21 protein-coding genes are annotated in these 21,714 nt (G+C 35.8%); all 21 read right to left on the reverse strand.

Annotated elements, in window-relative coordinates; translation table 11 throughout:
- Nucleotides 1-8 precede the first annotated feature (8 nt).
- Nucleotides 9-917: a glycosyltransferase family 2 protein gene (locus FHY60_RS16535; RefSeq protein WP_139906059.1), complete on the reverse strand. Its 909-nt coding sequence runs from the start codon at nt 915-917 to the stop codon at nt 9-11.
- Nucleotide 918: 1 nt separating this feature from the next.
- Complete coding sequence (locus tag FHY60_RS16540; RefSeq protein WP_139906060.1) at nt 919-2,055, reverse strand: glycosyltransferase; 1,137 nt, start codon at nt 2,053-2,055, stop codon at nt 919-921.
- A gap of 49 nt (nt 2,056-2,104) precedes the next feature.
- The gene (locus tag FHY60_RS16545; protein WP_139906485.1) at nt 2,105-2,653 is read right to left on the reverse strand and encodes an acyltransferase; all 549 of its coding nucleotides are present in this window, start codon (nt 2,651-2,653) and stop codon (nt 2,105-2,107) included.
- 117 nt (nt 2,654-2,770) lie between these two features.
- Nucleotides 2,771-3,964: a glycosyltransferase gene (locus tag FHY60_RS16550; protein ID WP_139906061.1), complete on the reverse strand. Its 1,194-nt coding sequence runs from the start codon at nt 3,962-3,964 to the stop codon at nt 2,771-2,773.
- Nucleotides 3,965-3,983: 19 nt separating this feature from the next.
- Nucleotides 3,984-5,045: an EpsG family protein gene (locus FHY60_RS16555; protein WP_139906062.1), complete on the reverse strand. Its 1,062-nt coding sequence runs from the start codon at nt 5,043-5,045 to the stop codon at nt 3,984-3,986.
- Nucleotides 5,046-5,074: 29 nt separating this feature from the next.
- The gene (locus tag FHY60_RS16560; protein ID WP_180375429.1) at nt 5,075-6,229 is read right to left on the reverse strand and encodes a glycosyltransferase family 1 protein; all 1,155 of its coding nucleotides are present in this window, start codon (nt 6,227-6,229) and stop codon (nt 5,075-5,077) included.
- Nucleotides 6,222-7,157 carry a glycosyltransferase family 2 protein gene (locus tag FHY60_RS16565; RefSeq protein WP_139906064.1) on the reverse strand — a complete coding sequence of 312 codons (936 nt, stop codon included), beginning with the start codon at nt 7,155-7,157 and terminating at the stop codon, nt 6,222-6,224. Before FHY60_RS16565 ends, FHY60_RS16560 begins: the two co-directional genes overlap by 8 nt.
- Before the next feature lie 6 nt (nt 7,158-7,163).
- Entirely contained in the window at nt 7,164-8,300 is a 1,137-nt protein-coding gene (locus FHY60_RS16570; protein ID WP_180375430.1) for a glycosyltransferase family 1 protein, read from the reverse strand.
- A 17-nt stretch (nt 8,301-8,317) separates the two neighbouring features.
- On the reverse strand, nt 8,318-9,379 hold the full coding sequence (locus FHY60_RS16575) for a glycosyltransferase (protein WP_139906065.1): 1,062 nt from the start codon (nt 9,377-9,379) through the stop codon (nt 8,318-8,320).
- 48 nt (nt 9,380-9,427) lie between these two features.
- On the reverse strand, nt 9,428-10,537 hold the full coding sequence (locus FHY60_RS16580; protein ID WP_139906066.1) for a glycosyltransferase family 4 protein: 1,110 nt from the start codon (nt 10,535-10,537) through the stop codon (nt 9,428-9,430).
- A 37-nt stretch (nt 10,538-10,574) separates the two neighbouring features.
- Complete coding sequence (locus FHY60_RS16585; protein ID WP_139906067.1) at nt 10,575-11,219, reverse strand: acetyltransferase; 645 nt, start codon at nt 11,217-11,219, stop codon at nt 10,575-10,577.
- Nucleotides 11,220-11,233: 14 nt separating this feature from the next.
- Complete coding sequence (locus tag FHY60_RS16590) at nt 11,234-11,830, reverse strand: sugar transferase (RefSeq protein ID WP_139906068.1); 597 nt, start codon at nt 11,828-11,830, stop codon at nt 11,234-11,236.
- Nucleotides 11,808-13,001 (reverse strand): DegT/DnrJ/EryC1/StrS family aminotransferase, encoded by a 1,194-nt coding sequence (locus tag FHY60_RS16595; protein ID WP_139906069.1) that lies wholly within the window; start codon nt 12,999-13,001, stop codon nt 11,808-11,810. The genes FHY60_RS16590 and FHY60_RS16595 overlap by 23 nt, the downstream gene beginning before the upstream one ends.
- A 24-nt stretch (nt 13,002-13,025) precedes the next feature.
- Nucleotides 13,026-14,921 (reverse strand): polysaccharide biosynthesis protein, encoded by a 1,896-nt coding sequence (locus FHY60_RS16600; protein ID WP_139906070.1) that lies wholly within the window; start codon nt 14,919-14,921, stop codon nt 13,026-13,028.
- Nucleotides 14,922-14,978: 57 nt separating this feature from the next.
- Nucleotides 14,979-16,397, reverse strand: coding sequence for a tyrosine-protein kinase domain-containing protein (locus tag FHY60_RS18355; RefSeq protein WP_139906071.1), 1,419 nt, complete (start codon nt 16,395-16,397; stop codon nt 14,979-14,981).
- A 12-nt stretch (nt 16,398-16,409) separates the two neighbouring features.
- Nucleotides 16,410-16,688, reverse strand: coding sequence for a hypothetical protein (locus FHY60_RS16610; RefSeq protein ID WP_139906072.1), 279 nt, complete (start codon nt 16,686-16,688; stop codon nt 16,410-16,412).
- Nucleotides 16,689-16,719: 31 nt separating this feature from the next.
- On the reverse strand, nt 16,720-17,631 hold the full coding sequence (locus FHY60_RS16615) for an SDR family oxidoreductase (RefSeq protein ID WP_139906073.1): 912 nt from the start codon (nt 17,629-17,631) through the stop codon (nt 16,720-16,722).
- Nucleotides 17,632-17,966: 335 nt separating this feature from the next.
- Nucleotides 17,967-19,022 (reverse strand): ABC transporter substrate-binding protein, encoded by a 1,056-nt coding sequence (locus FHY60_RS16620; RefSeq protein ID WP_139906074.1) that lies wholly within the window; start codon nt 19,020-19,022, stop codon nt 17,967-17,969.
- Complete coding sequence (locus FHY60_RS16625) at nt 19,015-19,812, reverse strand: ABC transporter permease (protein WP_139906075.1); 798 nt, start codon at nt 19,810-19,812, stop codon at nt 19,015-19,017. The genes FHY60_RS16620 and FHY60_RS16625 overlap by 8 nt, the downstream gene beginning before the upstream one ends.
- On the reverse strand, nt 19,806-20,636 hold the full coding sequence (locus FHY60_RS16630) for an ABC transporter permease (protein WP_139906076.1): 831 nt from the start codon (nt 20,634-20,636) through the stop codon (nt 19,806-19,808). The genes FHY60_RS16625 and FHY60_RS16630 overlap by 7 nt, the downstream gene beginning before the upstream one ends.
- Nucleotides 20,633-21,694, reverse strand: coding sequence for a spermidine/putrescine ABC transporter ATP-binding protein (gene potA / locus FHY60_RS16635; RefSeq protein ID WP_243122170.1), 1,062 nt, complete (start codon nt 21,692-21,694; stop codon nt 20,633-20,635). Before potA ends, FHY60_RS16630 begins: the two co-directional genes overlap by 4 nt.
- Nucleotides 21,695-21,714: the final 20 nt, after the last annotated feature.

Consider the following 21,714-nt stretch of genomic DNA (forward strand, 5'->3'; position numbering starts at 1 on the left):
TCTATAATCTATGTATTTTTTATTAATTGGCTTAACCGTCTAATTGATAATGGAATTCCTATAGGCAAGGCTAAAAGAGTCAATAATATGTCTTCACTTTTAAATATGTACTTATATTGCTTTCCAATAATGGAATAAACAATATGTTGACAGGCTATGTGATACCTCTGTCTGAATCCCTTGGTATACTTTAGACTATGATTAAAGAAGTATGCATACCCTATTGGATTTCTTCTTAGCAGCTTCCATGAGCTCTTAGTCAGTCCATCTTCCAGGTATTCGCAAATGTAAATAACCTCATTAAACCAACGAAGCTTGTACTCATCAAGGGCAATTTGGTTCCATACAACAGCCTCAGGCACGAAGGTTTCTCCTTCAAAAACAGTAAAGGGATACTTCTTTAGCACATCAACCTTATATACTTCTGCCATATCCGCCTGTAAGTTGTACTTATCTCTTTCAAGGTTGGTGGCATCCACAAACTCAGAATTATTATAGAATTTTGGCTTACCCCCTATAGGCTTACCTCTTCTATCTCCTCTCAAACCTGAAACCCCGGCAAAGTCCACTTTTCCTTCAATTGTAGTTAGCCAGTTATGTACTTTTTCAATTGCCTTGTCACAGATAACATCATCCGAGTCAACTATAAAAATATATTCTCCCTGTACTAATTCCAAGGCCTTATTTATAGCACGCTGCTTACCACCGTTTGGGGTTCTATAATATCTGATCTCAAATTTATTTTCTTCTTTAAGCCATTTTTTTAACAAGTCAGTTGTATTATCATTTGAACCATCATCTATAACCAGCCATTCAAAGTCTGAATAAGTTTGACATTTAAGTGAGTTGTATAATTTTTCAATTATATACCCTCTATTATAGGTTGGAGTAAATACTGTTACCTTATATTTGTACATATCAATTACTCTCCAGTATATCTTCAATTTTCTTTATATTCGTATTAATATTAAAATACTTACTTCTATTCTTTGCCTTGCACTCTATTTTTTTAAGTATATCTTTATCTGATAATACTTCCTTCAAAGCTTTATATAGCGCCTCACAATTATTTTCCACTACTATTCCATGCTCATTTTCTCCTAATAGTTCTCTCATTCCGGCACAATCAGTGGCAACTACTGGCTTTCCCAATATTATGGCCTCTGTAGCTACCGTGCTAAACCCCTCCGTTCTGGAAGAGCAAACGAAAATATCTGCCATCTTAATGTAGGGATATGGATTTGAGTGAAAGCCTAACAATTTCACAATTTCGTCCAGTTTATTTTCTTTAATGTAGCTCTCCAATGAACTTCTTTGTTCACCCTCACCTAATATCCAAAGTTTAAAGTCAAATCCATTATCTTTTAGTCTCTTGCAAATTTTCAATAGTCTATCATATCCCTTTTGCTCTGTTAATCTTCCTACTGTCACAAGGGTTACTTTATCCTTCTTTATGTCAATTTTTTCAGTAGCCTTTTGTAATATAGCTTCTCTGTCAATGGGATTATATTGAACAAGGGCCTTCTCTTTTAGTTTGAACTTTTGATTAAATGCATCCGCTACATCTTTTGAAACACATAAGATCTTATCAAATTTATTGTAGGCATTTACATGCTGCTGATAACTACTAAAATAATGGTCGGCGTAGTCTCTGTTAATAGGATCAACATGAACCCATGCAAGTTTTAAACTCTTTTTATTATTTGAAGCAGCTATCACTTTAGTGACAAATCCCTCTACAAAAGCAACTTCAACATCATATTTGTCTCTTATAAAGCATCTGTATACAATAGATGCTGGGAAAGTATATATTAACTTATACTTAAAATTATATAGCAATTGCTTAAGCATTCCAGACGCAGTGCAGCACTGTGCCGGAAGAAAGCTGTTGTAGCTGCACGCCTTTTTAACTTCCCCCACATATACACCGGTATCAACCACTGTTGTTACTGTGACATCAAATTTTGATTTATCAATATTCTTCACTAAATCAGTTAGAACACGTTCAGCGCCCCCGCCGGATAAGCTTTCTATTAAAAACAGTACCTTTTTCAAAAGAATATCTCCTTTTCAAAAATCTCATATATATTAGTCAAGCAGAACCTTAAAGGACAACCAGCCTTTCCTGGTCATATTGGATAATCTCACTGTGCCTTTTGTTTAGGTATAGGGAATTTCCCGGTACTTTTCCCTTAACAACACTTCCTGCAGCTATGACAGCATTATCCCCAATTATACTCCCTCTTAAGATAACTACATTTGAGCCTATCCAAACATTTTTTCCTATAACAACCTCACCGGTAAGAAGTCTGTCATCTCCACGCTTTCTGTAGTTATGATCATGGTCATATATGCAGACATTTTGTCCAATCTTTGTATAACTTCCTATGGAAATCTTATGTATACAGCTGATATTACAATTATCATTTATAGCTACTTTATCTCCAATATTTAATTGACCGTAGAAATCAACCCTTAATGTTGAATTTTTTCTTATATACACAAAGTCTCCTATTGTAATCTTTGATTTACTGTTATAAATATCAAATCTGCTCCTAGAACCAATAAAGAATATCCTTGACTTGATATTCTTCATATAAAGCAGCTGATATAACAGCCCTCTTAATACTGCAGATAAATTTGACTTATACATTATTAAAAAATGATAGAATCCCCTTTGCTTAATCTCCTTCTTAAGAATTGACAATACCTTCTTCGTTGTCCTTAGTAACCTCAAGAAACTCCCCCCTTTCCATAAAATATACAGCACCTAGCCCAATAGCTTGTACAACTTTTCTATTTCAAAACTATTATTATAATTTACTTTTGCAGTGTTTTTCTTAAGTCTGATCTGGAGCTCAGGATTATCAAGCAACTTTTTAACTCCTAAAACTAACCCTTCAACACCTAAATCTGTTATAATACCATCATATTCATGTCTCACTTGGCTATTAGCAGTACTATACCTGGTAATCAGCACCGGCTTTTCTAACACCTGAGCCTCCGTGACAGTAACCGCCTTTCCTTCATATCTAGAGGGTTGAACATATATGTCACAAGCCCTAATATAAGGATATGGATTTAACTTTTTGCCCAGTATAATAAACCTGTCTTCTAGCTTTAGTTCCTCAATCAGTTTTCTAACTGCAGTTTCCTCGCTGCCATAGCCTACTACATACCACCTTATGTCATAGCCATCATCTACCAGCTTTCTACATGCTCTTACAGCATCATCTATTCCTTTAGCGTAAGCTAACCTTGCTACCGTTATTAACTTTGTACACTTATCATCCACCCTTATTTCAGCACTGCAATCTTTTTCTGCCATACTCTTAATAAAATTTACCGCTGTAATATTCTCTACTACTATAGTCTTGTTACTAAATTGCGGGTATCTTGACAAAAATGACCTTTTACAATCCTCCGATACTGCTACAATCCAATCAAATTTATCCCACATCTTATAGTCCATCTTATTATCAATTTCCAGGTAGGAATAGTCAGTATGTATCCAAGCTATCTTTTTCTTCCCTTTAACCTTATCTGCTATAAAATAATGAGGCCACAAATAACTTATTGCAACGTCATATTCTTTATCTAGTTTAGGAAGAAAAGGCATAGTGTACTTCCACCCGAGTTGCATTGGTATTAAGCCCAGTTCTTTAAACCCCTTAGCTTTCGCTGCAATAAGTCCAATATATTTTGCAAGAATTCTGGCTACAGCTATACCATATTGTTTGTTCTTAACTATCTCTGATATTGGCCTCCTAAAGGTTGCATACTCTGCTACTTCCTTTACCAGGTTAACTTCCTTTGGCAACATACTCATAAATTCACCCTGATGCCTATACAGCATTAAATTAATATTGTATTTTGTGTAGTCGAAACTTTCTAACAGGCTTATCAGGCTTCTCTCAACCCCGCCTACTTCCATGTCAAAGGATGCTATCAAAACTTTCTTCATATTAACCACCTTATCAAAACTAAGTGAATAGTATATTTCTGTAGTAATCATCCCACCCGCTAATTTGATACCAACAAAATATAGAGTATAATATCAGTATACTGCCATATAAGATGGCTCTTGTCTTCTTATCATAATAGTCAAGCAACTTAGGTAAAAGCACAAGATTATATAGGTCAAAGTATATGCACATTCTATAGAAGAAAAGATATTGGGTACCAGACAGCATAAAGATAAAATTAAATAGTGACATAAAGATAAACATATTTCCTTCTGGCCATGACTTCTTTATTTTATCCTTAACCATATAGGCCACAACAAGAGGAACTAGTGTTACCAATACTCTAATAGGATTGACACTTGTGGTATTAGTCATCATATCCTTTCCATAGTCACTATAGGAAGTACTTTCTATTGCCTTAACTGCTACATTTAACATAGGTCTAAACATAATTACCAGTAATAGTGAAGCTCCTAGTGTTACCCAAAACTCTCTCCCCCAGGCTTCTCTTGTGCACAAAAAGTAAATAAGGAGAAATATAATTGCTGATGAATGAAAACCGGATAGTATAATTACAATGGGAAAATATTTTTTCCAATCTCTTTTTAATATATATTTACTAGCCCAAAAGAGTATTGCAGCTACCATTGACTGTCTAATACCGTTCATTGTAATGTAAAACATAACTGTTCCAAAGTATAGAAAAACACCCAGTTCAAAGGGCTTACTATGTTTATAAAGCGTCAAAGTTATATAGGCATTTGTTATAAAAGATGTAACTATTAATAGAATCTGCGGATCTGAACTAAGTCTGGTTAATAGATACATAAATATATTAAAACCATAATCCTTACTTGAAATGTTCAAATATGGATTCTCTACCAGTAATCTATATGAATGAGAGTAAAAATATGTATCACCAATACTTGCTGTAGACCTGAAACCAGATATTATAAATAGAACAACAAAAACAATAATTGCAGTTAGCTTATAGACCTTACGGGGCTTAACTTTATTATTGCTCATAAAAAGTGATGTTATATAAATCAAAAACATTGAAACTAAATAGATCTCTTTCATCACTTTACCTCTTCATCAAAATTAAAATCTTATGTGTTGTCCTCTAATTCATATAAGTTTTTAAGTAACTTCACCGTACTATCAAGGCTATATCCCTTCTTAACTATATAATCTACTGCAACTTCTGTTCCTGCCCTTTTTTGCCTGCTACTTTCAATGATTTGCTGATACCATATCTCCATATTTTCATTCAAAGGCACCATTTTAACAAGTCCGAGTCCCATATCACATTCCTTCGGTATAGTATCAGAAATAACACAGGGTGTACCCGCTGCCTGTGCTTCAATCAAAACTATTCCCAACCCTTCATATAAAAATGGAAACAAAAACACATCAAAGAACTTCATGAATAATGGTATGTTTGTTTGAAGTCCCAGAAATTCTATGTTTTTATTTAGTCCTTTTTCTGTTGTCAGCTGCTCCATTTTTGCTTTCAAGTCGCCTTGTCCTATAAGGAGCAATTTAAAATCCACCCCTTTATCTCTAAGGTATTCAGCTGCCTTTATTAAAAATTTATGATTTTTTTGCTCTCCAAATCTTCCAACATGCCCTATCACCAATGTGTTATTAGTAATATCTAAACTTTCCCGTAAACTTATTATTTCTTCATCTTTGACCCTTAAGTAAGGTCTTAAATCCACTGCATTGTACAGCACTGTATATCTTCTTTTTTTGTCCAATCTATTTCCAAATAAAAACTCACCTGCAGCATGAGTACAGGCAACTGCTTTAGTAGTATTTATCTTTATCAGCAATCTCATAATTGCAAAATATATTTTTCTGCTTAATAAGCGCCCTTCATCACCTGAAGTATTGTGTGAGTGACAAATTCTTATTTTCACTCCAGCTAATCTGGCGGCTAGAAGAGTAAGACCAGCATTAAATAAGGTATGTGCATGTACAGCTTGATATGGTCCTTGTTTCTTTATTATTTTATAAATATCCCTTACAAACTTTATAACACCTGTATACTTAGGAGGATGAACATAGAAAATTCTTCCTCCTAACTCTTGTATTTCTCTATCATAGTGGCATTCCTTTTCAGTAAAAGACACAAAATCAAATTGCAGAGTATTTTTGTCAATCTTTCTATATAAATGCATTAACATAGTCTCTGCTCCGCCCATATTCATCCCGCCAATTATATGTAAAACCCTATATACCTTTTCCTTCCCATTATCCATTGGCATTTCCCTCAACCTTTCTGCTAGAGGTTCTAAGCCTAAGCTGTTTTCCCGTGTTAGCAATTATATATTTATAGAGAATGATTCCAGGTAAAACTGCCAAGATCGTTAGCAACTTCCTTGGAGATTCTTTTAAAAAATACTTATTTTTTAAGATTAAGCTGGAAGATACATAATGGATGGCCTGTCTATATTTATAGCCTAATCCTCCTAGCGGCATTTTCATCGCTTCCTTACGCCAGAATGTAAAACCCTTAGGATTGTTTATATATTGCCTAAACATATTCTTTGAAGAACCGTCATTCAAATATTCCACACAGCAAACTACTTCATTCATAAGAAGCATTTCATAATCTAGGTCAATCATGCAATACTTATAAGCCAAGCTAACATACTTCTCACCTTCAAATATTGGATAAGGAAACTGTTTCGTAAGATCTGATCTATAAATAAACTTTTTATCCCCCTTGGCACCATATTTATAGTACAAGTCAAAGGTCTTGCATTTCTTTACACCCTTTGGTAAGTGGGTACCTATTACTTGTCCATCAGTGTAGCAGTCTAGTGCGATAATTCCACTAACTTCTGAACTACCATTTCTACGCCAAAACTCAGCTATCTTTTCCACTGCATCCTTAGGCATATAGTCATCAGAGTCAATACAGACATTTAGTTCTGTATCAATAAGCTCATAAGCTGTATTGTGGGCACCATGCATTCCCTGATTCTGTTGATAGTAATACCTTATATTAACTTCTCCCCCGGCTATCCATTTTTCTACCAGATTCTTTGTTTCATCTGTTGACCCGTCATCAATAATCAGCCATGTAAACTCTTTACAGGTTTGCTTTTTCAAGCTTTCATAGCACCGTCCAAGTATGTATGCCCGATTATAGGTGGGAGTAAATACAGTGAGTAAAGGCTTCATATTATCTCACCTCCCCATGGCTGCTTCTGCATACCTATTATGCTGATCACTGTAGAATCGCTGCATTTTTTTGGCTATTATATTTATATCAAAGCCTCGTTTTCTAACTGCCATCCTTGTATCCTCATGCTTAGATTCTAAATTGGCAATCTCTTTTGCCCAATAGTGTTTGTCTTTATCCAATCCTATAAAATGCAGTCTGTTTTTTCCTACTTCTGACTCTCTAGTGATGCAATCAGAAACTATACACTTTAAACCGGCTGTTTGGGCCTCTACCAAAGCTACCGGCAGCCCTTCGAAAAGTGAAGGAAAGAAAAACACATCAAAAGCCTGCATTAATTGTGGAATATCCTTTCTGACTCCTAAGAATTTTACTGAATCTTCTAACCCCAAAACTCTTACTTTCCTCTCAATACTTTCTTTCAATTTTCCTGTACCAATTAACAGCAATACCGCATCGGATCTTATCTTGGTTACTTCTTTGAATACATTAATTATAAAGGTATGGTTCTTTTGTTTCTCGAATCGGCCCACATGTCCTATGACAAATCTATCTTCTACGCCTAGTTCTTTTCTTAAACTTGCTCTTACTTCTGAACTAAATTTAAATTCTTCACAGTCCACTCCATTCTTTAAAACAGTAATCTTTTCACCCTTTTTAATAGCATGTCCAAACAACCACCTTCCAGCATCCTTTGAACATGCAAAGTAGTTAGTACAATTATCTTTTAAATAATGTCTTCCATAATATCTAAACGGAAGCTTATAGTCTAGTGGAAGACTGCCTAAATGACTGTGAGCTATTCTAACTGGTACTCCCGCTTTCTTTGCTGCTCTTAGAACAAAACCCGTATTTTCATTAATATGTGAATGGACTATTTTATATTCCGGATGCTTGAGAAAAAACTCATCTAACTCTTTAAAATATTTTCCATATCGCTGAGGCCTGATTGACGGCAAATAATATACTTTACCGCCCATAGCAGTTATTTCATCGTCATAGTCTCCTTTTTCCAAGCGATGGGTTAAAAAATCAAACTGAATCTTTTTACGGTCTATTTTTCTATATAGGTTCATAAGTAGGGTTTCTGCCCCACCGCGGTTCATAATTGTAACCACCTGAAGTATTCTTATAACACTCACCTTATATCCTCCTTTAGTTAAGGGCTAAATTTAATCATAAACTTTATAGCCCTCAACATTATTAAATAGCAAATACCATTTCTCGCTTTTGCAAAGTAATAAAATAGCTTCCAGTGTATGTCCAGACTTGTAGTATCGAATTGTTGAAAAGCCTTTACTATGTCTTCATTTGAAAGTAGCTCATTAACCTGCCTTAACTTGGTAAATATACCCATTCTATTCCCAGAAGATACTATGTTTAGCCCCATTCCCATTATTCCTAAACATATTCTATTATTTAAGGCTTCATAATACGTTTCTTGTGAAATGTTTGTATCAATTACTTTACGGATTTTTTCTATTAAATTCATCCTCTTTTCTAAAAGGTTAGGCCTGTATGCATTTGATACTGAACTTATTAGGACTTTTCTGTAGTGGTAAAAACTCTTGTTAATATATGCTATAGAATTGGCTTTAGAAAAGGTAGTTAGATTAAATAATAAATCCTCACAGCTGCCAATCTCTTTTAATGAACAGAACTCTATATTTTTTACAATTTCTGTTTTATAAATTTTGTTCCATACCACACTATGCATATCAAGATTTTCAGTGATATATGGTTCCCCCTTAATAGGTCCAACCATTTGCCGCATAAAGTATTTGCTTATTTCTTCTTTATACATGATTAATCCATCCTCAAGGCCCATGTTTTTTATCTTAGAATGATTTTCAAACTCCCTTATATATCCGCACATTACTATATCAATGTCCTGTTTTTTTGCAATCTTGAGCATTTCTTCATACATATCAGTATCTATCCAGTCATCTGAATCAACAAAGGTAACATACTCCCCTCGTATATGTTTCATGCCCTCATTTCTTGCCTCAGCCACACCTAGGTTTTCCATATGTATAACTTTCAGCCTTGTATCTTTTAAAGCATACATGTATAGTATTTTGCCGCTGTCATCTGTGGAACCATCATCTACTGCTACAACTTCTATATTTGATAAGGTCTGAACTAAAACACTTTCTATACATTGACACAGATACTTTTCTGCATTATGTACTGGTATTATTACAGTTAATAAAGGTTTCATTTATACCTCCTAACTAGTTGGCTTTTTATAGTAAGAGTAAAAATTATCTCAAATAGTGGAGTACACATCTTCAAGTTGTTTTAGTATACTATCTAAAGTAAACCTCTTTATTATAGACTTTGAACAACTTCCCATTGAGATTCTTGATTTCTCATCTTCATACAACTTGCTTATAGCTCTACATGTTTCTTTTATATCCCCTACTTTAACTATAAGTCCATTCATATTTGGAATTACTAGTTCCCTGCTTCCTCTGTTGTCCGTCACCAATAGGGGCTTTCCTAAACTCATAGCCTCCATAAGGCATCTGGGAAGTCCCTCTCTCTTAGAGAACAGACCAATGACATCAGACTGACTCATTATGCTGTATACATCTGTGCGATGTCCTACCATAAACACATTATGGTTTAATTTATACTTGTCAATTTTTTTCTTAATTGCCCTTTGCATATTTCCTTCCCCCACTAGCAGTACTTTTATATCTGCATGCCTATGAACCAATTTTCTCATAGCCTTTAACAACTGTATCTGATTTTTATTTTTATTAACTTCTGCAACTACGGTTATAACAAAATCCTTTTTACTTATTCCAACCTCTTCTCTGATATCACTCACAATCTGAACTTTTGTAATCTCCTCAATCCCCACACCGTTTATCTTGAAAATATTCTCTTCCTGAAACCCCAGTTTCTTAGCATTTTTAAAATCTTCTTCATTTATAACAATAATCCTATCAGTGTACTTAGCCATTAGCTTTTCAGCGTTATAATACATAATCCATTTATCAATACTTGCTCCTTTATAGAAATGAAACCCATGGCAGGTATATATTATTTTTGCCTCCGGGAACCTGCGTTTTAACAATCGTGTAAAAAAAGCCGCAACTGGAGTATGCACATGAATTACATCGTACTTTTCATTTTTATATAGTTCCTCTATCTGCCTTAATGCTCTAAAGTTTTTACTGCTAAAAGGTACCCTCTGATAAGATACTTCAAATATCCTAACATCTGAATTAAACAAACCAGAATTAATTGGTTTATCTATACTGCAAGCACAATCTACCTGATACCCCATATCAATAAGATGATTGATATGGGGTATCAAAAAGGCATTGATAGTTCTACTCACAGTAGTCACATATAAGACTTTTTTCACAAACTACACCACCTAAGTAACTTTCCTAGCACCAACCTCAACAACCTATCCCCTTCACAATCCGAGCCGGCACTCCAACTGCAGTACAACCTTCTGGTACATCCTTGATTACTACAGCCCCTGCCCCAATTATAGCTTCTCTTCCAAGCCTAATGTTTTGAATTACTGTAGATCCCGTTCCAAGGAAACAGCCTGTCCCAATATGTACATTGCCGGAGATATTTACATCCCACAATATTGAGCTGTAATCTTCTATCACCGCTTCATGTCCAATACCGCAGCCTGGGCTTAGTATTACATGATTTCCGATTTTCACATTGCTTGTCATAGTTACACCGGAATAAATTATCACGTCTTCTCCTATACTGCAGGTTCTGTGTATACTTATTGAAGGATGAACTATAGCTGCAAAGCTTATATTTGTCTTACTGAGTTTCTCCACGATCTTCTTCTTTACATTATAAGAGGCAATGGCACAGACAGCATACACATTGCTAAAACTCTCAATTTCATCTATACTGCCCAGAACCTTATATCCGTTTATTTCTGTGCCCTGGAGGCTCTTATTGTCATCAAGGAACCCAAGGAGCCTCCAAGTTGGCTTTACTTCATTTATCTGTTCAATGAGTAAGGCCGTTTCTTTTCCCACACCACCGGCACCTACTATTAATATGTCCTTCATTAATATCTCTCCCACTAATTTAGACCATTAAACTTCTCTGCGGTAACATTATTCACTTGGCTTATACCTGCCCTTTTAAACACCTTATAAATTGTTTTAAATAAGATTTTTATATCCAGCCACAAGGACCAGTGCTCCACATACCATACATCCAGCTCAAGCTTATTGGCCCAGCTTATGCTGTTTCGCCCGTTAATCTGCGCCCAGCCAGTTATTCCCGGCAACACCTCATGTCTCTTTCTCTGACGCTCATTATATATAGGAAGATACTCCACCAGCAGGGGCCTTGGTCCTACTAAGCTCATATCTCCCTTCAGCACATTAATTAGCTCAGGCAGCTCATCGAGGCTTGTGCTTCTTAATACTCTTCCGAAGCTAGTCAGGCGTTCTTCATCGGATAAGAGGTCACCCTTCTTATCTTTCTTGTCCAGCATTGTTCGGAACTTATACATTTTAAATATTTTGTTCCCTTTTCCAACCCTCTCTTGGACAAAAAGAATTGGTTTTCCTAAATTAAAGAAAACCATTGTGCCCACAATTATTAGTACAGGTAGTAAAATTATTATTCCAATTAAACTCAGTGCTATATCAAGACACCTTTTCATCCACATGGATTTTTTCACCTTCAAACCCTTTTAAAATAAACAGCTTATTAATGATATTGATCACCCTATATATATCCTCTTCTGTCATCTTTGTATCTGATGGCAGACATACTCCTCTGTTAAAAATATCCTCTGAAACGCTGTTCTCTAAACCATGGTGTGTGTAGAAGCTATAGCCTATAAACATTGGCTGTAGATGCATCGGTTTCCACACTGGTCTGGATTCTATATTATACTTTTCCAGTTCCAGTATTATGTCTATGGGTTTTACATTACTATCTTTATTTAATGTAATAACAGAAAGCCAATAGTTCGGTTGTCCATTATTAGATATGGGCATCATCTCAATGTCCTTTATTTTATTGAATTCCTTTTTATAGGTCTCATAAATATTTTTCTTTTCAGCAATTCTTTGCACCAGCACTCTCAGCTGTCCTCGCCCTATTCCGGCCAGTATATTACTTAGTCTATAGTTATAGCCCAATTCACTATGTTGATAGTGCCTTGCAGCATCCCTTGACTGAGTAGCCCAAAATTTTACCTTTTTAATTGCCTCTTCATTGTTGGAAACCAGCATGCCCCCGCCAGAGGTAGTTATTATCTTATTTCCGTTGAAGGAATAAATACCAAAATCTCCTATAGTTCCGCTTTTTATACCTTTATAATCTGCCCCCAGAGATTCAGCTGCATCTTCAATTATTGGCACCTTATACCTTTTGCAGATATCTGCTATGGGATCCATATCTGCACTCTGGCCATAGAGGTTTACTACTATTACCGCCTTGGGCAGTCTGCCTTCTCTTGAGTAGTCCTCCATAGCTCTCTCCAGAGCATTAGGTGACATATTCCAGGTTTCGGGCTCGGAGTCAATAAATACAGGCTCTGCCCCCTCGTATATTATTGGATTACAACTGGCGGCAAAGGTTAGCGAGGAACAAAATACTATATCCCCTCTCCCTATACCAAGAACCTTCAGAGCCATATGTATGGCAGCAGTACCGGATGACAAGGCCGCAGTGGCCTTAACCCCTACAGTTTCTGCCACTTCCCGTTCAAAGGCGTCTACATTAGGACCTAGAGGAGCAATCCAGTTTGTATCGAAGGCTTCCTTTATAAATTGTGCTTCCATTCCTCCCATATGAGGGGAAGCTAAATATAGTTTTTTATTGTTTGACATGGTTTACCTCCATAGAAGAATTTACTAATTCATATCTTCTGTTTTTAGTGTTGCTGCTAATTCTTCTGTTCTTTCAGAATGTTCAGGATATCTCCTATAGGTCGGTACCAATTCTTCAACCTTCCTAAACAAGTCTTCTCTGCTTCCTTGCTCAATGATAAACCTCAGTTCATCAAAACCCTTCTTTAAAACCTCCAGATTATTGAAGGTTGGCCTTCCTATAAATATCTTTTTATGTCTGGTTTCATTAAGTCCTTCCTCTGCCAAAAGTAACTCTTCGTATAGCTTTTCGCCCGGTCTTAGTCCGGTGACTTCTATTTTTATATCCTTATGTGGTTCAAAGCCTGATAATCTTATCAGATCACAGGCAAGATCGTATATTTTTACAGCCTTGCCCATATCCAGTACAAATATCTCCCCGCCCTCTGCATAGGCTCCGGCCTGAAGTACCAATTGAGCAGCCTCCGTAATAGTCATGAAATATCGGGTTATATATTTATTTGTTACCGTAACAGGTCCTCCCTGTGCAATCTGTCTTTTGAAAAGAGGTATTACCGAGCCGTTGCTGCCCAATACGTTGCCAAAGCGCACCGCTACAAATTCTGTAGCACTTTTGGTATCCATGGCCTGCACTATCATCTCGCAAATCCTTTTGGAGGCTCCCATTATATTAGTAGGATTTACCGCCTTGTCCGTAGAAATCAGTACAAATTTTTCTGCTCCATATTTGTCTGCACATTCAGCTACATTGAAAGTTCCAAATACATTATTTTTTATGGCCTCTGTGGGGTTATCCTCCATGAGGGGAACATGCTTGTGGGCAGCAGCATGGAATACAAGGTTAGGCTTGAATTCTGTAAAGATCTTTTCCAGCCTCTTTTTGTCTGTAACATTAGTTATGATGACCTTTATGTTAACACTCTTATTTTTGAAGATTATCTCATTGTATAAGTCGTAGGCATTGTTTTCGTAGGAATCTATTATCAGTAATTGCTTGGGATAAAACTTGATAATCTGTCTGCATAATTCTGAGCCAATGGAGCCTCCCCCTCCCGTTACCAATACTGTTTTCCCAATTATATATTCTTTTATTCCATCTGTATCCAGGGTTACAGGTTCCCTTCCCAGAAGATCTTCTACCTCTACCTCCCGGATATGATTCAGCGTAACTTTTTCATCAATAAGTTCATGGAGGCTGGGCAGCAGTTTTACCTTGCACCCTGTCTCCTTACATAACTCAATAAGCTTTCTTTTTCCTTCAACATCTAAGGAGGGTATTGTAATAATAATTTCCTCAACCTGTTTCTCCCTGGCTATTTTCTTAATATTTCTGGTGCTGTCCAGCACCTTAACTCCAGCTACTATTTTACCTATCTTCTGAAGGTTATCATCTATAAAGCCTACCGGAAGATATTTCATCTCCGGCCGCTTTTTCATTTCGTTAATTGTTATTACACCGGCAGAGCCCGCTCCTACTATTAAAACCTTTTTGAAGTCCTTCTTATTAAGATTTCCAAACTGTATTATTAGTCTCCTGTAAATTCTGAAGGACATTCTAAAGCCCACTATAAGTACTACATTGATCATGGCGTTCAATAGACTCATTTTAAACGGAAGCTTAAAACCTGCTACTAACTCGTAGAGCGTGACTAAGGTACTTGCTGCTATACAGCCCCCAATAGATAGTAAGAACTCATCTATGCCGGCGTAAATCCAAAGACTCTTATATAGCTTGAACAAATAAAAAACAGTAAGGTAAATAATGTTGATTACTACTATATTTTTTAAATATATTTCTATATATTCTGGTGGTATATCAGAAGAGAACCGGAAGTATAGAGTCAAAGCATAGGAGGCATTTATTAGAAATGTGTCTAATATCAATAGTGCAGCTATTCTACAATTACTCAATCTATCCATAAGTTCCCTCCCTTTTAATAGACACGTATTATTTATACTTTATTGATTTCCTATAAATTATATTTTTGATGTTTCTGTATTATGCCGTGATGGTCTAAAGAATGTTTTTAAGCCCTTTTGTTTAACTGTTCCGTAATAATAGTTGTATCTGCTATACACAGTGATATTCTTTACTTTATTAAGTGCCACACCGAGTATTCTGCCATTTACACTATCTATAAGTTTCTTAGATTTTGCGGCCTCTTCTTTTGGGGTCTCTCCCGCTGCCACTACAAAGATAGTACCATCTGCATATTGAGCTATTATTTGAGCATCGGAAACGAGCCCTACCGGTGGAGTATCAAATATAATTACATCAAAATAGCTTTTTAACACCTCTACAAAACCCTTCATTTTTACAGAAGTCAGTAATTCCGGCGGGTTTGAGGGTATAACTCCGGAGGTTAATATGTATAAATTCTCTATTTCACTTTTATGAATTATGTCCTTAAGCTTTGATCCTACTGCAAGAAAATTAGATAGTCCCAGTGAGTTGGATATATTAAAAATTTTATGTACCATGGGCTTTCTAAGATCGCAATCTATGAGAATGGTCTTCTTCCCGGCCTTAGCCATTACGGCTGCCAGCATAGCTGCGGTAGTACTTTTGCCTTCCCCAGGCCTTGAACTGGTAATTACCAGGCTCCGCACAATACCACTGGCTGAAGCAAACTCTATATTGGTTCTGAGACTTCTATAGGCTTCCACAACACCGTAATTTAAATTTTTCAAATACTTCTCTGTAATTATGCCTAGATTCTTTTTGTCATTAGGTATCTGGGTATATACAGTTGTTTCTAAAAACTCCTCTACATCTTCCTCTGTTTTTATGGTGTTATCAAAAAAATCTATGCCAAATATTATAAGAATGGAAAGTACAAAGCCTCCTGCCAGTCCCATCATGATATACTTCTTTCTTTCCGGCATTATCATATAAGGATCCTTTATATTTTCTATAATGTTGATGTTAACAGTAGGATAGATTTTTTTAGCTTCTTCTATAAAGGCATCACTGATCGCTGTTAATATTCCCTTAATCTGCTGAGGATTGTCCCAGGTAAGATTTATGTACATAAATTGTGTTCCCTTTTGGGGCTGAGCCACAATACTGGCTTGTATAACATTTGGGTGAATAGCATTATTCAGCCTCTTTGCTGCATTTTCAGCTACAATGCTGGTCTTCGCCAATGCACTATAGGTATCCATCAAGTTTTCATAAGATCTGACGGCATAGATATCATATTCATAATCTTCTCCAATAGGATTTCCAATAATCAAGCCTATCCTTGTAATATAGGAAGGAGTTATTCTACTGTCATAATAATAATTAACCAATAGCATTATCGGAATAAGAATAATGATAAATACGTAAAATCTCTTCTTTATTATTTTTATTATCTCTATTAATTCTATTTCCGGTGTATTACTGTTTTTCAACCCTTTTACCTCCTACTCACAATCTTCTTCCAGCAGTTTCCTTAACTCAAAGGACATTTTTTCTATCTCCCAGCTTGGCAATTTCTCATCTTCTACCAGTTCTTGTATCTCTTCTATAGAAGCTATATGCTCTGTATTTAAGTAAAAGTCTTTTCCCTTTAATAAGGTAGGAATAATCCTTGAGGTTCTATTGTCATAAATTCGTTTTAAAAAAATATCTAGAGATTCATTAAAACCATAGACTTTCCCATTATCCATGATAACCTTTGTAAGATATTTAGTTTTTACCATCCATTATCATCCTCCTGTTCTTACAGTATTATCACTGCTGGTAGTACTCTAATGTTCGCCTTAGACCTTCTTTTATGTCCACCTTTGGAGTCCAGCCAATGTGTTTTTTTATCTTTTCATAGGTCATATAGCTGTGTATTATTTCTCCTGCTCTTGGTGACAGATATTTAGCTTGTACACCTTTACCGGTCAGTTCCTTAAATAATCTGAATAGATCATTTACCGATATTTTTGTACCGGTGCATACGTTGTAAATTTCATTATCTAGTCCCCAAAGGGCCATAACATTTGCTGCCGCTACATCCGCCACATATACAAAGTCTCTGGTCTGCTCTCCATCGCCAAAGATTTCTACATCTTGTCCCTCACAGAATTTTTCAGAAAAGATTGCAACCACGCCGCCCTCTCCGGTAGAATCCTGCCTTGGTCCATATACATTTGAATATCTTAACACCGTATATTTGATGCCATACAAGCTTTCATAGACCTTTAGGTAGTGCTCCACAGTATGCTTGGATATACCATATCCACTTATCATATTTAGTGGATGGTCCTCATCTATGGGTAAGTATTGAGGGTTACCGAAGATTGCTGCGGAGGCCGGATATATGACTTTCTTTACCCCACAGCTCCTGCATGCCTCCAGAAGATTTATAGTCCCCATAATATTTATATCTGCATCCAGCAAGGGATCTTTCACGGAAACCGGAACCTTTATTTGAGCAGCCTGATGGCACAGCACCTCCGGCTTAAACTCCTGAAAAACCTCTGGAATATTTCTATCCCTTATGTCAATCTTATAAAATCTAGCTTCCTTATTAATATTTTCCTCTCTACCGTGGCTCATATTATCTATAATTCCTACTTCATGTCCACGATTTATAAGCTCGTCCGCTATATGTGAACCTATAAAACCTGCTCCCCCTGTTACTAATATTCTCATTTTACGTGTTCCCCCTTAGATTCTTATAAATGTATAGTTTTGCATTAATACATTTATACAGTTAGTCAGCCATTAATATGAAATGTTTTTTTATTTTGGGGGAGAAAGTTCTTCGTCAAAAATATACAGGTATATTGCAAGTTATGATTTTAAATATAAAAAATCTTGACCAAAACCTGAAACTTCAATAGGTTTTGGTCAAGATTTCATTTTTCTTGAACTTATTTATCTAATGTGATATTAATTCATTTTTTCTGCAATATTCCTTTAAATATGGAAGTTCCAAAGTTCATAGCCTGCACCGCACCGCATAAGGTAATATATAAAAAGAAGTATTATCTTGAAGTAATCTTAAGCCAAGCATCATTATATAATTTTCTAAAATCTCCAAGGTCTATATAAACCTCTGATTTTTGAAGTATCTCTTCATCCGGATAAGCAGCCTTATCGTTCTTTACTTCCTCATCAAGCATCTCAAAAGTTGCCTTGTTTGGTGTAGCATAGCCAATATAATCAACATTCTTCTTATTTACCTCGGCGTCAAGAAGATAGTTTAAGAACTTTTCTGCTTCTTCCTTATGCTTTGCAGTTTTAGGAATAGCCCAAACGTCAAACCATAGGTTTGTACCTTCTTTAGGTATTACATACTCAAATCTATCTGGTTCTTCCTCTTTTAGTACGAATGCATCACCGGAATATATAACAGCTATATTCTTTTCACCGCTTCTTAATGCATCTTTAACCTGGTCTCCAATATATACAGCATTTAAATCATTACGCTGCTTTATCAACTCTTCTGTAGCCTTATTAAGTTCATCTTCATTTGTGGAGTTTAAGGAATAACCAAGTCTCTTTAGGGATATTCCAATTGAGTTTCTCATGTCGTCGGACATAAAGATATCATTCTTATATTTGCTGTCCCAGAGAGCATTCCAGCTGTCTATATTGTCGGTTATCTTAGTTTTATCGTATATGATACCTATGGTTCCCCACATATAAGGTACTGAATATTTATTTTCAGGGTCATGAGCCTGGTTTTTATACTTTTCATCTATATTTTTGAAATTAGGTAAATTACTAAAGTTAATGTCCTGAACAAGATCTTCCTTAATCATTCTCTCAAGCATATAGTCAGATGGTACAATAAGGTCGTAGGTTGTTGTGCCTGCCTTTACCTTCTCATACATTTCTTCATTGGTAGCAAAAGTTTCATAGTTAACCTTTATACCTGTTTCCTTTGTAAAATCCTCTAGGATATCTTCATCAATATACTCTCCCCAGTTAAACACATTGATGGTAACCTGGTTTTTGTCACTACTACAGCCAGCAAATATTGCTGTTGATATCATAGCAGCCATTGCTAAGGATACAAATTTTTTTAGCCTAGTCATTTACACTACCTCTCTTTCTTTCATTTTTAATGAGATCTTTCCCATTTGCAATAAATAAAAGTATAAAAATGGATACAAACATCAAAGTGGATAGGGCGTTTATCTCAGGACTTACGCCTCTTCTGGCCATTGAATAAATTTCAATGGATAGGTTTGTAATTCCAGAACCTGTATTAAAAAAGCTTATTACAAAGTCATCTATGGACATTGTAAAGGAAATCAGAAAACCGGCAAAAATACCGGGCATTATTTGCGGTAATATAACCCTCCTTAATGTATAGAAAGGTGTTGCCCCTAGATCCTGGGCTGCCTTAACCAAGTCGTCGGGCATTTGCTTAAGCTTTGGAAGTACAGACACTATAACATAGGGAGTGGAAAAAACCACATGGGCTATTATAAGTGTTTTAAATCCAAAGGTTAATCTAAAAAATATAAATAAAGTCATTAAGGAGATTGCAGTAACTATATCCGGATTCAATACCGGCAGATAATTAATATTGAGTATGGCTTTTTTCTTCCAGCCAGTCATTTTGTCTATACCTATAGCGCTTATGGTTCCCAGTACTGTTGAAATTAGGGATGAAACAACCGCTACAAGTACAGTATAGTACAGGGCCCTTAAAATTCTGCCGTTATGAAAAAGAGAGCTATACCATTTTAGAGAAAAACCATCCCAGCTTGATGAATTTTTCCCGGAGTTGAAGGAAAAAACTATCAGAAATATTATGGGAGCATATAGGAAAATATATGCCAATGATAGATAAATTCTTTTAGTCCATTTCCCTACCATAGTATTCCACCGCCTTCCTTCTCTTCCTTATCTTCGTATCTTGAAAGTATAGCCATTGATATAAGTATAATTATCATCATCAAAATCGATATGGCAGATCCAAAATACCTGTCTCCAACAGTGGTAAACTGAAGCTCAATCAGGTTACCTATAAGCATGTACTGTCCCCCTCCAAGGAGCTTTGATATTACGAAGGTTGAAACTGCAGGCATAAAAACCATTGTTATGCCGGACATAACTCCTGGTATACTTAAGGGAAAAATTATCCTTCTAAAAATTACAGACTTGTTAGCTCCCAAATCAGCAGCAGCCTTTATAACATTTTCATCCATCTTTATAAGCACTGTATATATAGGTATGATCATAAAGGGTAAAAAATTATATATCATACCAAGAATAACAGCGGCATCGGTATATAAAATATTCATAGTTGGAAGGCCTATAGCCTTAAGAATACTATTTATTATTCCATTCTTTCCTATAATGGACATCCATGCATAGGTTCTTAAAAGAAAGTTCATCCACATGGGAATAACTAAAAGCAACATGAGTAAAGTTCTGTATTTTTGGTCCACTTTTGAGAGAATATATGCCACTGGATATCCTAAAATAAGGCATAATATAGTAGATATACTTGCCAGCTTAATTGAATTCAAAAATACACTCATATAATTGGAATCAAAGAGCTTCTTATAATTTCCCAGGGTAAAATCACCATTGCTGTTGGTAAGGCTAAAGTAAAGTACAAGAAACAGAGGAACAACAATAAAAATTATACTCCATACAATATACGGATACTGAGCTATTGACTTACTTTTTTTCATCCCATGCCCCTAGCCTTTCTCATGATATGGATATCCTCCGGATATATGTTCATGCCAATTTTTTCATCAACCATAACATGCTTAGTATTGTGTATGAGCCATTTTTTATTGTTTGCTTGTACCTCGATTTCATAATGAACCCCTTTAAAAATAACAGAAGTAACTACACCGTTAAGCATACCTTGACCAAATTCTGCAAGCTTGATATCCTCAGGTCTTATTACAACATCTACATTTTCGTCCTTGTCAAAGCCCTTATCTACACACCCAAATTCTCTTCCTTCAAAAGAAACTCTATAGTCTTCATGCATTATGCCGTCAACAATATTACTTTCTCCGATGAACCTTGCTACAAACTTATTTTTAGGTTCATTATAAATATCTTGCGGTGTACCTATTTGCTGTATCTTTCCTTTATTCATAACAACAATAGTATCTGACATGGTCAGAGCTTCCTCTTGGTCATGAGTAACAAAAATAAAGGTTATACCCAGGCTTTTTTGTATTCTTTTAAGTTCAAGCTGCATTTCCTTTCTAAGCTTCAAATCCAGGGCTGCCAGCGGCTCATCCAGAAGCAGAACTTTGGGCTCATTTACTAAAGCCCTGGCTATGGCTACTCTTTGCTGTTGACCACCACTTAGGGAATCCGTTGACCTTTTTTCATAGCCTTCAAGATCAACTAGCTTAAGCATATTCTTTACCTTTTCCTTTATTTCTTTCTCAGATAGCTTTTTTATTCTAAGCCCGAAAGCTACATTTTCATATACATTCATATGGGTAAAGAGTGCATATCTTTGAAACACGGTATTTATTTGTCTTTTATGAGGTGGGAGTTCATTAATAACTTTACCCTCGAATACCAAGTCTCCTTCATTTGGCTCTTCAAAACCAGCAATTATGTTTAAGGTTGTAGTCTTTCCGCAGCCACTGGGACCCAGTAATGTTATAAATTCATTTCTTCTTATATACAAATTCAAATTTTCTAGTACGGTATTGTTACCATACTTTTTTGTTATATTTTTAAGATCAATAATTATATCCTTATTAGAATCCTGCAAATTTAACACCTCTTTCATGA

The organism is Clostridium thermarum (assembly GCF_006351925.1).
GTDB lineage: Bacteria > Bacillota > Clostridia > Clostridiales > Clostridiaceae > Clostridium_AU > Clostridium_AU thermarum.

Excerpts from the sequence above, each read along its gene's own strand:
- FHY60_RS16535 (WP_139906059.1), bottom strand. The coding sequence starts at position 917 with ATGTACAAATATAAGGTAACAGTATTTACTCCAACCTATAATAGAGGG.
- FHY60_RS16545 (WP_139906485.1), bottom strand. The coding sequence starts at position 2,653 with ATGTATAAGTCAAATTTATCTGCAGTATTAAGAGGGCTGTTATATCAG.
- FHY60_RS16550 (WP_139906061.1), bottom strand. The coding sequence starts at position 3,964 with ATGAAGAAAGTTTTGATAGCATCCTTTGACATGGAAGTAGGCGGGGTT.
- FHY60_RS16555 (WP_139906062.1), bottom strand. The coding sequence starts at position 5,045 with ATGAAAGAGATCTATTTAGTTTCAATGTTTTTGATTTATATAACATCA.
- FHY60_RS16560 (WP_180375429.1), bottom strand. The coding sequence starts at position 6,229 with ATGGATAATGGGAAGGAAAAGGTATATAGGGTTTTACATATAATTGGC.
- FHY60_RS16565 (WP_139906064.1), bottom strand. The coding sequence starts at position 7,157 with ATGAAGCCTTTACTCACTGTATTTACTCCCACCTATAATCGGGCATAC.
- FHY60_RS16575 (WP_139906065.1), bottom strand. The coding sequence starts at position 9,379 with ATGAAACCTTTATTAACTGTAATAATACCAGTACATAATGCAGAAAAG.
- FHY60_RS16585 (WP_139906067.1), bottom strand. The coding sequence starts at position 11,219 with ATGAAGGACATATTAATAGTAGGTGCCGGTGGTGTGGGAAAAGAAACG.
- FHY60_RS16590 (WP_139906068.1), bottom strand. The coding sequence starts at position 11,830 with ATGTGGATGAAAAGGTGTCTTGATATAGCACTGAGTTTAATTGGAATA.
- FHY60_RS16595 (WP_139906069.1), bottom strand. The coding sequence starts at position 13,001 with ATGTCAAACAATAAAAAACTATATTTAGCTTCCCCTCATATGGGAGGA.
- FHY60_RS16600 (WP_139906070.1), bottom strand. The coding sequence starts at position 14,921 with ATGGATAGATTGAGTAATTGTAGAATAGCTGCACTATTGATATTAGAC.
- FHY60_RS16610 (WP_139906072.1), bottom strand. The coding sequence starts at position 16,688 with ATGGTAAAAACTAAATATCTTACAAAGGTTATCATGGATAATGGGAAA.
- FHY60_RS16615 (WP_139906073.1), bottom strand. The coding sequence starts at position 17,631 with ATGAGAATATTAGTAACAGGGGGAGCAGGTTTTATAGGTTCACATATA.
- FHY60_RS16620 (WP_139906074.1), bottom strand. The coding sequence starts at position 19,022 with ATGACTAGGCTAAAAAAATTTGTATCCTTAGCAATGGCTGCTATGATA.
- FHY60_RS16625 (WP_139906075.1), bottom strand. The coding sequence starts at position 19,812 with ATGGTAGGGAAATGGACTAAAAGAATTTATCTATCATTGGCATATATT.
- FHY60_RS16630 (WP_139906076.1), bottom strand. The coding sequence starts at position 20,636 with ATGAAAAAAAGTAAGTCAATAGCTCAGTATCCGTATATTGTATGGAGT.